This window comes from Flagellimonas flava (assembly GCF_050617915.1).
GTDB lineage: Bacteria > Bacteroidota > Bacteroidia > Flavobacteriales > Flavobacteriaceae > Flagellimonas > Flagellimonas flava_A.
This window is the reverse complement of sequence record NZ_JBODQE010000003.1, coordinates 130,198-143,351: the sequence shown is the minus strand read 5'-3', so window position 1 is coordinate 143,351 and position 13,154 is coordinate 130,198. Positions and strand designations below refer to the sequence as shown.

Annotated in this window: 14 protein-coding genes; 9 read left to right on the top strand and 5 right to left on the bottom strand. The window is 43.0% G+C overall.

The annotated features are described in order from the left end of the window. Positions 1–28: 28 nt before the first annotated feature. Together ACRHOZ_RS09215 and ACRHOZ_RS09210 are read right to left on the bottom strand one after the other, a co-directional pair. Positions 29–1,696 carry a glycerol-3-phosphate dehydrogenase/oxidase gene (locus ACRHOZ_RS09215; protein ID WP_431124921.1) on the bottom strand — a complete coding sequence of 556 codons (1,668 nt, stop codon included), beginning with the start codon at positions 1,694–1,696 and terminating at the stop codon, positions 29–31. A gap of 15 nt (positions 1,697–1,711) precedes the next feature. Next, on the bottom strand, positions 1,712–2,068 hold the full coding sequence (locus ACRHOZ_RS09210) for a hypothetical protein (RefSeq protein ID WP_420401226.1): 357 nt from the start codon (positions 2,066–2,068) through the stop codon (positions 1,712–1,714). 64 nt (positions 2,069–2,132) lie between these two features. Here ACRHOZ_RS09210 and ACRHOZ_RS09205 point away from each other — a divergent pair, with 64 nt between their 5' ends. The 7 genes from ACRHOZ_RS09205 to ACRHOZ_RS09175 all read left to right on the top strand — a co-directional run bounded on the left by ACRHOZ_RS09205 (position 2,133) and on the right by ACRHOZ_RS09175 (position 7,514). Further along, entirely contained in the window at positions 2,133–2,675 is a 543-nt protein-coding gene (locus tag ACRHOZ_RS09205; RefSeq protein ID WP_431124919.1) for a CvpA family protein, read from the top strand. Positions 2,676–2,862: 187 nt separating this feature from the next. After that, positions 2,863–3,381, top strand: a complete 519-nt coding sequence (locus tag ACRHOZ_RS09200) for a CAP domain-containing protein (protein ID WP_431124917.1) — start codon at positions 2,863–2,865, stop codon at positions 3,379–3,381. A 109-nt stretch (positions 3,382–3,490) separates the two neighbouring features. Beyond that, positions 3,491–4,030 (top strand): 3-hydroxyanthranilate 3,4-dioxygenase, encoded by a 540-nt coding sequence (locus tag ACRHOZ_RS09195; protein ID WP_420401229.1) that lies wholly within the window; start codon positions 3,491–3,493, stop codon positions 4,028–4,030. Between the two features lie 2 nt (positions 4,031–4,032). Continuing rightward, a complete protein-coding gene (locus tag ACRHOZ_RS09190) occupies positions 4,033–4,404 on the top strand; it encodes a DUF1304 domain-containing protein (RefSeq protein ID WP_431124914.1) in 372 nt (123 codons plus the stop codon). A gap of 74 nt (positions 4,405–4,478) precedes the next feature. After that, positions 4,479–6,032 (top strand): L-piperidine-6-carboxylate dehydrogenase, encoded by a 1,554-nt coding sequence (amaB, locus tag ACRHOZ_RS09185; RefSeq protein WP_431124912.1) that lies wholly within the window; start codon positions 4,479–4,481, stop codon positions 6,030–6,032. A 353-nt stretch (positions 6,033–6,385) separates the two neighbouring features. Continuing rightward, on the top strand, positions 6,386–6,937 hold the full coding sequence (locus ACRHOZ_RS09180; RefSeq protein WP_431124910.1) for a hypothetical protein: 552 nt from the start codon (positions 6,386–6,388) through the stop codon (positions 6,935–6,937). A 10-nt stretch (positions 6,938–6,947) separates the two neighbouring features. After that, positions 6,948–7,514 (top strand): hypothetical protein, encoded by a 567-nt coding sequence (locus ACRHOZ_RS09175; RefSeq protein ID WP_431124908.1) that lies wholly within the window; start codon positions 6,948–6,950, stop codon positions 7,512–7,514. A 1-nt stretch (position 7,515) separates the two neighbouring features. Here the strand turns inward: ACRHOZ_RS09175 and ACRHOZ_RS09170 are convergent, their stop codons facing one another. Next, positions 7,516–8,241, bottom strand: a complete 726-nt coding sequence (locus tag ACRHOZ_RS09170) for a metallophosphoesterase (protein ID WP_431124905.1) — start codon at positions 8,239–8,241, stop codon at positions 7,516–7,518. A 147-nt stretch (positions 8,242–8,388) separates the two neighbouring features. On the opposite strand from ACRHOZ_RS09170, the gene ACRHOZ_RS09165 reads away from it, so the two are divergent. Both ACRHOZ_RS09165 and ACRHOZ_RS09160 read left to right on the top strand, forming a co-directional pair. Next, entirely contained in the window at positions 8,389–9,333 is a 945-nt protein-coding gene (locus tag ACRHOZ_RS09165) for a carbohydrate kinase family protein (protein ID WP_431124903.1), read from the top strand. Next, complete coding sequence (locus ACRHOZ_RS09160; RefSeq protein WP_431124901.1) at positions 9,333–11,261, top strand: amylosucrase; 1,929 nt, start codon at positions 9,333–9,335, stop codon at positions 11,259–11,261. The genes ACRHOZ_RS09165 and ACRHOZ_RS09160 overlap by 1 nt, the downstream gene beginning before the upstream one ends. On the opposite strand, the gene ACRHOZ_RS09155 is transcribed toward ACRHOZ_RS09160, so the two are convergent. Continuing rightward, positions 11,258–12,394, bottom strand: a complete 1,137-nt coding sequence (locus ACRHOZ_RS09155) for an ATP-binding protein (protein ID WP_431124899.1) — start codon at positions 12,392–12,394, stop codon at positions 11,258–11,260. The genes ACRHOZ_RS09160 and ACRHOZ_RS09155 overlap by 4 nt on opposite strands. Further along, complete coding sequence (locus tag ACRHOZ_RS09150; RefSeq protein ID WP_431124897.1) at positions 12,391–13,149, bottom strand: SDR family NAD(P)-dependent oxidoreductase; 759 nt, start codon at positions 13,147–13,149, stop codon at positions 12,391–12,393. Before ACRHOZ_RS09150 ends, ACRHOZ_RS09155 begins: the two co-directional genes overlap by 4 nt. Positions 13,150–13,154 lie beyond the last annotated feature (5 nt).

Genomic DNA, 13,154 nt, shown 5'->3' with positions numbered 1-13,154 from the left:
AGCTGCACTGGTTGGCAAAGGATGGAGCCTAAACCCTATCCAAGGAAAAATTGGAATGCGAATCAAGTTCATGCAACAATGACTCCTTAAAGGATTGTGTTTCCTCCTTGGTGTACCCAAACGCCTGTTGGAATTCATCCAATACCGGTTCCATGAACAATTTAACGCTCTCAATGTCAAAATAAAGTCTCCCTGTTCTTCGGATAAAGAAATCCATGGGGTTCAACACCATTTCATGAGCAATGGAAAACTTGGTCTCTGCTCGAATCATCCGTTCATAAGCATCCTGCTGTTTCTGAACTTCGTAAAGTTCCAATATCAGCTCCGTTTGCTTTCCGTAGGTGGTGACGAGGTACCATGCATCATACTCGGATAACCCATCCGCTTGGATGCGCTCATGTACTTCTGCAATGTATTTCTTGACCTGTTTGAATTTCTTAAAATTGCTTCCGCAGAGTGGAATGTTTTCCGTTTGACTGGATGGAAGCTCCATCCCATGGTCTTCCTGCATTTTTTGGGCAATCCGATTTACGGTTCGCTCCGCCATCTTGCGATACCCTGTGAGTTTACCTCCAGCGATGCTGATCAGTCCCGTATCCGAAGTAAAAATCTCATCTTTTCTGGACAGTTCTGAAGCCGATTTTCCCTCCTCATGAATCAAAGGCCTCAAGCCAGCCCAAGAAGAGATGATGTCCTCCATTTCCAAATGGATCTCAGGAAACATATTGTTCACTGCAGAAATAAGGTAGATAGCGTCTGCCAAATCGGTTCGAACATGATCCTTGTCCAAGTTAAAGTTGGTGTCGGTAGTTCCCACATAGGTTATTTTGCCCCGTGGAATCGCGAACATCATACGTCCATCAGGCACATCGAAATAGACGGACTGTTTTACGGGCAATTTTTCTCTAGGGAATACCAAATGGACCCCTTTCGTCAAATGCAAGCGCTTACCCTTTTTGGAGTTGTTGATGATGCGTAATTCATCTACCCAAGGGCCAGCGGCACTCACTACATATTTCGCATTGATTTGGTGTTCCGTTCCAGAGACCTCATCCCTCACCTTGACTCCTGACACCTTTTCATTCTCGTAAACAAATCCGGTCACCCTCATGTAGTTCAGGGCGTCTGCCCCATATTGAAGACTGGTCTTGATATTCTCTAGGGTCAAACGGGCATCATCTGTTCTATACTCCGCATAATATCCCGCCCCGTTCAATATCTTTTTGGGCAAGAGAGGCTCCAGTTTCAACGCTTGCTTTTTCTCCAGCATTTGCCGCTTATCCTCTCCGGTCACTTGGGCAAGGATATCATACACCTTAAGCCCAATGGAGGTTAACCATTTCCCGTAAGAACCTCCTTCAATTAAGGGGAGAAGCATCTTTTCCGGTAACACCAAATGGGGAGCCAACTTGTGCACAATGGCCCTTTCGGAACCCACTTCCTTCACCAACCAAAAATCGAATTGTTTGAGATATCGCAGACCCCCATGAATCAATTTGGTGGACTTACTACTGGTACCGGAAGCAAAATCCCCTTTTTCCAACAGGAGAACTTTTAGCCCTCTTGAAGCTGCGTCCAAGGCAATACCCCCGCCAGTTATTCCACCGCCAATCACCACTAGGTCAAAGTCTGTTTTTATGGCCTTGTCAATCTTTTTTTTCCTTTCAAGGTTGGTAAAACTTAAGGGTGTTTCCATTTTTTGGATTTCTTATTATTTAATGTACTCTTTTTCCAGGAAATAGTTCACCAAGGCCTCCTTCATCAAAATGGATTGCTCTCCTGGTTTTAAGGGAGGTAGTTGTTCTTTGACCGTGTAATGGGGCCAACCATCATCGTCATAAAAATCAAAGTCGTAATACCCATAAGGCTCCAACAATCTACAAATGGCAATATGCATAAGATTGACCTTTTCATCCTTCTTAAAAGTTCTATGGTAGTTTCCCAGTTCTTGTACACCTACCAAATAGACCATTCCGTCTATGTCCAAGGGATCCCCATCCGAAAATTGTTCGGACAGCTTTACAACCAATTGATCCCATCGTTCCTTAAGTTCCTCGTCCCTTGCCATATCCCTTTGTTTGACGGTCACCAAAGGTAGTAATCAATATCCTATATTTGTTAAAATCGAAGCAATGAACTTTCTGGATATTGTTATTGGTGTTCTTTTGATATGGGGACTGTATAAAGGCCTTAAAAATGGGCTTTTCGTAGAAATTGCTTCCCTTGTGGCCCTTATTGCTGGAATATATGGCGCCATTCATTTTTCATACCTCACAGCAGACCATTTGTCTGTAAACATGGGTTGGAATGGACAGTATTTAAAAATCACTGCCTTTCTCATCACTTTTTTTGGTATCGTTCTATTGGTTCACTTTGCTGGCAAGTTCCTGACCAAAATTGCCGATTTTGCAATGCTTGGTCTTTTAAACAAGGTGGCTGGAGGCATTTTTGGGATGCTCAAAGTTGCCATTATAGTCGGTGCCTTACTTATCTTCTTTGAACGACTTACGGCTCCATTAAATTTTATTAATGAGGACACAAAAAAAGAATCCCTTTTTTACCATCCGGTGAAAGAAATAGGTGCTCTGGTATTTGCTTGGGTTTTGGAAGCTGAGCAACCCAATCCAAATCCTGAAGAGAATCCAACGGCTTCAGACCAAAACATCATCATTTAAACGGTAATTTTTATCGACGAAAGGAACTGGGATTCATCCAGTTCCGATTGATAAATGAGGCTTTTTGACCTCTTAACGGATAATTTTGTGTTCCCATGGAAAATTTATGGCTCGGGCAAGCTTCTCAGCTAGTTTAGCTACTAGAACATATGGGGTGCCAGAACCACCCCAAAGCATAGCCCTGAAAATGAAAAGAGTATTTTACACCCTATGGTTGACGGCCGCCGTTGTAGGCCTCACTATGTGCAGCAAGTCGTCCACAATTGAAGAGGAAAAAGCTATTGCTGAATCCTTTCTTCAGAATGAAAAGATGACCGTGGATCCCGAGGAGATGGAAGCTGAATTGGTGAATCTGGTAAACGAGCACCGAACGTCCATTGGCGCAACAACACTTCAAAACAGCCCCTCCTCCTATGTGCATGCCAAGGACCATAACAACTACATGATTTCCAAGAACGAGTTGAGCCATGATAATTTTGAATCCCGAGCCTCCAAGATTGCATCGGAAATAAATGCCGTGCAGGTGAGTGAAAATGTGGCCCGCTACTATTCCACCGCCGAAAAGACATTGGAGGGATGGTTAAATAGCAGCTCCCATAAAACCACTTTGGAAGGAGATTTTACCCATACCACTTTAAGTGTACAAGTGGATAAAGAAGGTAGGCCATACTTTACCCAAATATTTATGAAGGTAGAGGCGCAATAAACATTATTTACATGTCAACATATTATTAGGGCCCATGCATAGCATGGGTCTTTTTGTTAAAGCCTATGCTGGCAAAAAGGTTTTTTATACCTTTCAAAAAATCTTGGACATGGCAGCACAAGCTCCTTTCAACCTAAATCAGTGGATAGCGGAAAATAGGGATACCCTTAAACCTCCCGTGGGCAATAGGAATCTGTATAAAGACGCTGGTGATTATATTGTAATGATCGTGGCAGGACCCAATGCACGTAAGGACTATCACTACAATGAAACGGAAGAATTGTTCTATCAATTAGAAGGCAACATTGAGGTTCATATTCAAGAGGAAGGACAGAAGAAAACAATGAAGTTGGGCCCGGGAGATATGTACCTCCATCCGGCCAAAGTACCCCACTCACCCGTGCGACATAAAGACTCCATAGGTTTGGTGGTGGAACGTAAACGGGACCACATGAACGTTGATGACGGACTTTTGTGGTTCTGTGACAATTGCAACCATAAACTTTACGAGGCGTATTTTACCTTACATGATATTGAAAAGGATTTTTTATCTCATTTTGAGCATTTTTATGGTTCCGAAGAACTAAGAACCTGTGATAATTGTGGAACGGTGATGCCTGTTGACGAACGTTTTACCGCAAAAGATTGATCATGCTGATAATCGCCAAAATATTTATTGTTTTAGTTGCCATTTTGCACCTATATTTTTTGTGGTTGGAAATGTTTGCCTGGACCACCAAGGCCAAGAAAGTGTTCCGAAAGTTTCCGGAGGAATTGTTTGAACCTACCAAAACCCTAGCGGCCAATCAGGGACTATACAATGGTTTTTTGTCAGCAGGACTGATCTGGTCCTTACTCATTAAAAATCCAGAATGGCAAGTATATGTTGCCATGTTCTTTTTGGGCTGTGTTTCTGTGGCAGGAATCTACGGTGCGCTCACGGCCTCCAAAAAGATTTTTACCGTCCAAGCCCTTCCTGCTTTGATTGGATTGGGATTATTGATCATCCATTTTTTCCTTTAGGAAATCTTCGCTATGTTCATCGGGAATATTCGTATTTTTGCGAAATATAACAATACACCTATAAAAAGTTATAAATGTCAGAAACTGCAGTATCATTTGGAATAGATGAAGCTCTTCAAAAATTGGGCTTAAACCAAATAAACGAAGGTACTTCCACCGGTTCAAACAACTTCGGTTCAGGAGATACCATAGCTTCTTATTCCCCTGTGGATGGAGCGTTGATCGGAAAGGTAAAGAGCACCACATCCGAAGATTACGAAAAAGTAATGCAAGCCGCCACATCGGCTTTCAAGGAATGGCGATTGGTTCCTGCTCCCCAAAGAGGTGAGATGGTTCGTCAATTTGGTGAGAAACTTCGTGAGCTTAAAGAACCCCTTGGAAAATTGGTTTCCTATGAAATGGGAAAATCCTACCAGGAAGGTTTAGGAGAAGTTCAGGAAATGATAGATATCTGTGATTTTGCTGTTGGTCTTTCCCGTCAATTGCATGGATTGACAATGCACTCGGAACGACCAGGGCATCGCATGTATGAGCAGTACCATCCTCTGGGAATTGTCGGAATCATTTCGGCCTTTAACTTCCCTGTGGCCGTTTGGGCCTGGAATACGGCTTTGGCCTGGGTATGCGGAGATGTTTGTGTTTGGAAGCCCTCTGAAAAAACACCAATGTGTGGTGTGGCTTGTCAAAATATCATTGCCGAAGTTTTAAAAGAAAATAACCTTCCCGAAGGTATCTCCTGCTTGATCAATGGCGATTACAAAGTGGGAGAAATGATGACCACGGATAAAAGGGTTCCCTTGGTATCAGCAACGGGCTCTATCCGAATGGGCAAAATAGTGGCGCAAGCGGTTGCTGCCAGATTGGGTAAATCCTTATTGGAGCTCGGCGGAAACAACGCTATCATTGTTACACCTGATGCCGACATCAAAATGACGGTGATTGGGGCGGTCTTTGGAGCTGTGGGTACCGCAGGACAACGCTGTACCTCAACCCGTAGATTGATTATCCACGAATCTATTTACGATCAAGTAAAGGAAGCAGTAACCGATGCCTACCAACAACTTCGTATTGGAAATCCACTGGATGAGAACAATCATGTAGGACCGCTGATCGATACCGATGCGGTTGCCATGTATCAAAAAGCCTTGGAAGAAGCCGAGAAGGAAGGTGGTTCCATTTTGGTAGAGGGTGGTGTTCTAACTGGTGAGGGCTATGAAAGTGGCTGCTATGTAAAACCTGCTATTGTGGAGGCCAAAAACAGTTTTCAGATTGTACAGGAAGAAACTTTTGCACCCATTCTTTATCTTTTAAAATACTCAGGAAACGTTGAGGACGCCATTGCGCAACAGAACGGTGTTGTTCAAGGTTTATCGTCCGCAATTATGACCAATAACCTAAGGGAGGCGGAACGATTCTTGTCCGCTTCTGGAAGTGATTGCGGAATTGCCAATGTAAACATTGGTACATCCGGAGCTGAGATTGGCGGTGCATTTGGAGGTGAGAAAGAAACCGGAGGTGGTCGTGAAAGTGGTTCTGACGCATGGAAAGTGTATATGCGTAGGCAAACAAACACAATCAACTATACTACAGAACTTCCGTTGGCCCAAGGCATCAAATTTGATCTTTAAAAATAAAGAAGCCGTTGCTGTACAAACGCAGCATCGGCTTTCTTTAAACCAACTTAACTAACTCAAACTTAAATTAAACCCTATTTCAATGCCGGAACTTGGTCGGGAGAAATAGGGTTCCTTACCTAATATATATGGTACAAATTTCCCATTATTCCGCTTGAGGTTCCATCGGAAAGTTACCATTGGTCATGAAAACTGTATGATTGGTCTTTTTTGATACTTCGTTAGTTGAAATGATATCTTTTCAGAATCGAATAATTGACATAAGTCCCTAGGATTCTATCGGTTAAACCCTGATTCTTTAGCATTTTTTTAATATTTTGTAGGTACGAACACTAACTTTTGTTCCGATGTCCAACAAGAATTTATACCTGCTAGGGATAGTGGCAGTTATTGCCATTGGAACTTGGATGTATCTCAATCTCTGCAGTGGGTGTCTTAACGAAGCAAATCAGGAACCCCGTCAATTGGAAAATTCGGTAGTTCTGAAACAGTCAAGTAAAGAACTGACCTACCCTTTTGCCCTTAGTGACGGGAGCTTTGCACTCAACATCAAGGACAATTTTGATTTCCATCCTTCCAACCCTACCTTTCTAATGCCCATTTCGAAGGAATTGAAAGATGGGGTTGAGACCTTACGGAACTATTTGATTGCCAACGACTCTTCCGTTGTCAATATCATTGGACATTTTACACCTAAAGAAGAAAACAATACCCCGTATCCCAATCTTGGTTTGGCACGGGCACAATCCGTTAAAAACCATTTTATCATTTCGGGAATTCCTTCCGGTCAAATCAAAGTGTTGGGAAAACTGGATGAGGAAATGGAAAAGGAAGGCAATGTTTATTTGGGAGCTGTGTCGTATGCATTGATTCAGAAGAAGGAAGAAGAAAAACCTTAAACCACTAATTATGAGTGCTGAAAATATTAATATTTGGTGTTGGATTATTCCAGCTTTGGTAGGCCTAATTGCTGGCATCTTGGGTTATTTAATTGGAAAAGGCAAGGATGCCGCAGTTGTTGATTCCTCTGCAGAACTGGCAACTCTGGAATCAGAGAATGCCCGATTGAAAGCTGAACTGGAAGCGTGCTACAAAAAGCTGGTTGATGAAGCCGCAACGGAAAAAACAGAATCCATTTCCAACTCCCTTGCTACTCCTTCATCAAGTAAATCCAAAGGATTTGATGCCGATGCCGCCAAAGCTGCCTTGAAAAAACGAGTAAAGGAAAATGACCTCAAGATAGTAGAGGGTATCGGGCCAAAAATAGAAGGGCTGTTCCATAATTTTGGAATCAAGACCTGGAAAGACCTCTCGGAAATATCCACTGTAAAATGTCAAGAAGTACTTAATTCAGGAGGGGATCGCTACCGAATTCACGACCCGGCTTCCTGGCCCATGCAGGCCAAAATGGCCTATAAAGGGCAATGGGTTGAGTTGGCCAAATGGCAAGACAAGCACAAATCGGGTAAATTCTAAGTTAGTTTCTCCCACGTTCTCCCGGATAAAAGGTGTGAACGGGATCGCTTTGCCAATACTCCTTGGTCTCCACATCCATCATGGTCAAGGCTCCCTTAAAAGCAGCTCCTGTGTCCACATTCCAAATGTTGGCGCCCTTTTGGGGTACGGCTTCCCCTATTTTGGATAATGGGGTGTGCCCAATGAACACCTCCTTATAATGGGTTAACCTTTGTGGGAAGTTAGGATGATCGGGAGACATGTTGGGGTCCAAGGCTTTGGCCAGTTCCCAAAGGGTTCGGTCCCAGTAAAAAAGCTGGTCAAAATACTCATATTCCACACCCTTTAAATTGGTATATCCAGCATGCAGGTACAGTCTATTGTCCTTGTCCAAAAAATAGTTTTGCAGCCCTGCATAAAAATCCAAGTGCTTTTCCCATTTTTTCTTGCTTGCAGCCAAATAAGAGTCCCTTGTTGCCGCGCCTCCATGGGCCAGCCACTGCGGGTTTTCTTTTTGGGTAATCAACCACTCGCGGCATAGCTCGTCATGGTTGCCCCTTATGAAAGTACATTGGTAATGCTTGTTCAGTTCCATCAAAAAATCAACTGTTTCCACAGCAGTACTCCAGGCATCCACATAATCCCCCAAAAAAATGAGGTGATCATCCGTCGTCACCTTTGCTCGCTGAAGTAATTGCTCCAGTGCTTTAAAGCCGGAATGAACATCACCAATTACCAAAGTTCTCATGAACCAAATTTTTGGGCAATTATACGCACAAATACATTGAATCATGAAAAACTGGGGTAAAGTTGTTCCGAACACTTCTATAAATCCTGCCCTATTTTTGGATGTGGTCCCATTTTCTATGTACATTGGGATATTGTATCGGATAAAATGAAGAAAGTATTCTGCGTAGGTGAGTTGCTAATCGATTTTGTTGCTGAAAAGCAGGGCAGTGACCTCACCCAAGCCACCATCTTTACCAAAAAAGCAGGAGGCGCTCCGGCCAATGTGGCCTGTGCTATTTCCAAATTGGGAGGTAAAGGTGTATTTATTGGTGCGGTTGGCGAAGATCCCTTCGGGAAGTTCTTGCTGGATGTCATAAAAAAAGAAGGGGTCGATGTATCCCTTGCCCAAATTTCAAAAACTTTCACAACACTTGCATTCGTCTCACTTGCTGAAGATGGCGAACGTGACTTTGTTTTCAGCAGGGGTGCCGATCGGGAATTGACCTATGACCCATCTCTTAGGAAAGATTTTCATGGCAATATTATGCATTTGGGAGCCGCTACCGCATTACTGGGAGGAGAACTAGAGAAGGCATATGGTAAATACCTTTTTGATGCGCTCACCAAAGAAATGTTTATCAGCTTTGACCCAAATTTCAGGGGAGATCTTTGGAAGGACAACGAACAACGGTTCATTAAAAAATGTATGCCATTTGTAGAAAAGTCCCATTTGTGCAAATTCAGTTTGGAGGAAGCCCAACTACTATCTGGAAAGGAAGACCTAAATGAGGCGTGCGATTTTCTCCATCACGTTGGAACAAAAATTATCGCGGTAACCCTGGGCAAGGAAGGGACTTTGGTAAGCATGGACAAAAACAAACAAGTCGTCCCCAGCATTAAGGTCAAGCCCGTTGACACCACAGGTGCCGGAGATGCTTTTATTGGTTGTCTGTTGAAACAAATTGCAGATATGGACAATTTTGAACATCTCGTGGACGACTTTGATTCCCTTATTCCCATGGTGGCCTTGGCCAATAAGGCCGGTGCCATCACCACTACTAACTACGGAGCCATCCCCTCGCTCCCCTCTAGATCACAATTGGAAGCCTGATGAACCAAGCTGCTTTACATAAGCTCGTTTCAAATCGGCTAAATGTCAAAACTCCCAAGGCACTTTTTGATTTAAGGCTAAGCACCAACCTTAGCTTGATCCAACAGCTCTTCTTTTCACTATATCCCGTAGATAAGCACAGCAAGGATTTTGATAAACTACTAAAACTTTTACCCAAGCTATATGCCCTTCGGCCAGATGAACTTCAGCGTCAAGATCTGGAACGCTTGGAGGCCGAATCTTGGTACCAAAACGAGAATATTGTAGGGATGCAATTGTATGTGGAAAACTTCAACAAAGACCTGAAGGGATTACATAAAAAAATATCTTATTTCAAAGATCTTGGGGTAAATTTTATTCATATAATGCCCATTACCACGCGACCTAAGGGAGAAAGCGATGGCGGATATGCGGTTAACAGCTATCTGAAGGTCGATAAAAAATACGGCTCCCAAGAAGACTTGTTGAAGTTAACCTCCGCCTTTAGGAAACACGGTATTTTACTGATGCTGGATTTTGTTGTGAACCACACTTCAGATGAGTATCCATGGGCAAAAAAGGCGAAAAAAGGGGAGCAAAAATATCTGGATTACTACTACACCTTTGAAGACAGGACCATCCCAGACGCCTTTGAGAAGGTGCTTCCGGAAGTATTCCCTGAAACCTCACCCGGCAACTTCACATATATCCCAGAAATGGATCGCTGGGTGATGACCGTTTTCAACAGCTATCAATGGGATCTGAACTATACCAACCCAGAAGTTTTTATGGCGATGCTGACCAACTTGGTCAAAATGGTGAATTTGGGTGTTGATGTGGTTCGGTTTGACGCCCTGGCATTCTTGTGGAAGAAAATAGGGACCATTTCCCAAAATTTGCCCGAAGCCCATAATTTGGTGTCCTTATTCCGCATGTGTCTACAAGTGGTTGCTCCCGGCACTATTTTTTTGGCGGAGGCCATTGTGGCTCCCAAGGACATCATCAAATATTTTGGCGAAGGACCAAAACTGGGCAATGAGTGCGAAGTAGCCTATAACGCATCGCTTATGGCGCTTTTGTGGAACTCCATTGCCACCAAAAAAACAGGGCTGCTTTACAAAAGCCTTACCGAAGTTCCTGCAAAACCAAAGGAATGCACCTGGATCAATTATATCCGTTGTCATGATGACATAGGTCTTGGGTACGATGATTCCTTTATCCGAGAGATGGGATGGAATCCACAACAGCACCGGAAATTCTTATTGGATTATTATTGTCAAAGATTGGATTGGTCTCCCGCCAAAGGCTTGCTATTTATGTACAATCCCAAAACGGGCGACGGAAGAATCACGGGCAGTGCGGCCTCTTTATTAGGGTTGGAATCAGCTTTGGAAAGCGGGCATAAAGACCTGCTTGAAAATGCCATTTCCAAAATAAATTTGCTGCACGGAATCATCCTATCGTTTGGGGGAATTCCCATGATTTATGCCGGGGATGAAATTGCCACCTTAAACGATTACTCCTATTCCAAGGATTCCAGCAAAAGTGGTGATAGCCGATGGGTGAATCGCCCCCAACAAGATTGGAGCGTGGTTAAAAAACTTGGGAATGGGGATTTGCCCCAAAGCAAAGTATATCACACCCTTAAACACCTAATCTCTGTCCGTAAGGCCAACCCTGTTTTGGCCGACACCAACAATCTAGTCCTGCATCAGAGTGGAAATAGCCATATGCTGGTTTTTGAAAGAACCCAAGATGCCAAGAAAGGGATTATCGTGATCTGCAATTTTGATGAAAATCCACAAGTCATAGATTCTGGTTGGTTGATGAAATTGGGTTATTTCACCAAAGGAAATCCAAAAGATCTGGTAACTGATAAAAAAATTGATGTGAAAAGTGGGCTGTTGGAACTCCAACCCTATCAAATGATCTGGCTTAAAAAATCCTAATTGTACCTCACCTTCCGGAGTATTCGCAACGATTCTTTCAGAGATTGATATATATTGGCGTCCTGTCGTTTTATGAGTGGCCGGGCCTGTTCCATTTGCTCCTTGGCCTCTTCAAATCCGTTCAGATAACAAATGAGGTAGGTGGCAGGTAAATGCATCAAATCCGCAATCTCAACTTTGTTGAGCCCAATGTTCTTTTTCAATTTTTGCAATAATGTATTGTTGGTATTCAAGACATGGTGCAGCGTTTTCTTGTCATATTGGGGTGGTTCAAATACCAATTTGCTGTTGATGGTGTATTTCCCATTCTCAGAAAAAGTAATCACCATTTCTTCCAAGGGATAATATTTTTGTTCGGCTCCCAATCCCAATTGCACAAACTCCAGCATGGTAAAGGAATCTTCGGTATAGTCTATCGTGATTTCATCCAAGGCCGAATAAAATAATTTGACCTGCTCGTTGATCAGTTCAATATCCACCCTGGAAAAGTACGTTTTGTTCTTAACGATTTTCTTGTTTCCTGCCCAGCAAACCACAAACTGTTCCTTAAATACTTTGTAATCGCTAGTGAGGTCTGCGTGTCTGTTGTTTATAAAATTGATGACGGCATCCAAGGTCAATTCTATATTATTGCGGGCATGCTGTTCTATGGTGGCCACCGCTTCTGAATTGATGTCCTTGAGCTCAATATCAAAAGCTTTGGGAAGACTTATACTTCCTTCCCTAAAAAAAACAGCTCCTCCGTAATACTTCCAGATATTTTTTCGAAGGGCGCATACCTTACCATTGGAACGAATGGTTACCAGACCCACTACTTTGCCTTCCGGAAGGTGCGGAAAGGGAATGTTCTCATATGAAATTATAGGCGGGTTGTCCAGGTAGGCGTTGACCAGGTTTTGGATTTTGCTATCGTCAAAAAAATCAACCCCAACAATTTTATTGTCCTCGTCCTCCACCCCAACCACAATAAAGGAATTATTCAAAGGATTGCTGTTGGCAAGAGCACAAACATGTTTTAAGAATTTCGCCTTCCCCTCCTTTTCCCCAATGGCAATAAATCGTTTTTTGTCGTAAAAACTATTTTCATCATTATGGGCAAGCAGGTTTTTAACCAGAAGGCGTTTGTTGATCATGATTTTTTATTCACAATGGTGCTACCCGCCTGTGCAGTTGGTAACACCAACAAATCGGCGATATTTACATGATATGGTCTTGTAATGACGAAGTGAATTATGTCGGCAATATCTTCCGCCTTTAGTGCTTGATAGCCTTGATAAACGGTTTTTGCCCGATTGGCATCCCCTTTAAATCGAACATCACTGAATTCCGTTTCCACCAGACCTGGATTTACCGCTCCAACCCTAATACCGTGCTCATTAAGATCAATTCGCATCCCTTGACTAATGGCGTCAACAGCAAATTTACTGGCACAATACACATTTCCTTTGGGGTATACTTCCTTCCCTGCCAGAGATCCGATATTGATAATATGCCCTGCCTTTCTTTCCACCATTTGTGGCATAATGGCCTTGGAAACATGGAGCAGCCCCCTAACATTAATGTCAAGCATGGCATCCCAATCGTCCATACTTCCTGAATCAATAAAATCCATCCCATGGGCATTGCCGGCATTGTTGATCAACACATCTATCTGGGAAAAGTTTTGGGGTAAACTTTCCAAAGCCTTAAAAACCTCCTCTCGATTTCTAACATCAAAAGTTAGGGTATGAACTTCGGTTTGTTCACCCAATGTGTTCCGAAGTTGGTCTAAACGATCTGTTCGTCGGCCACATAGCACCAAATTAAATCCATTTTTCGCCAAAAGCTCGGCGGTTGCTTTACCAATTCCACTGGTGGCTCCCGTTATCAATGCAGTCTTCAATTCCATACATA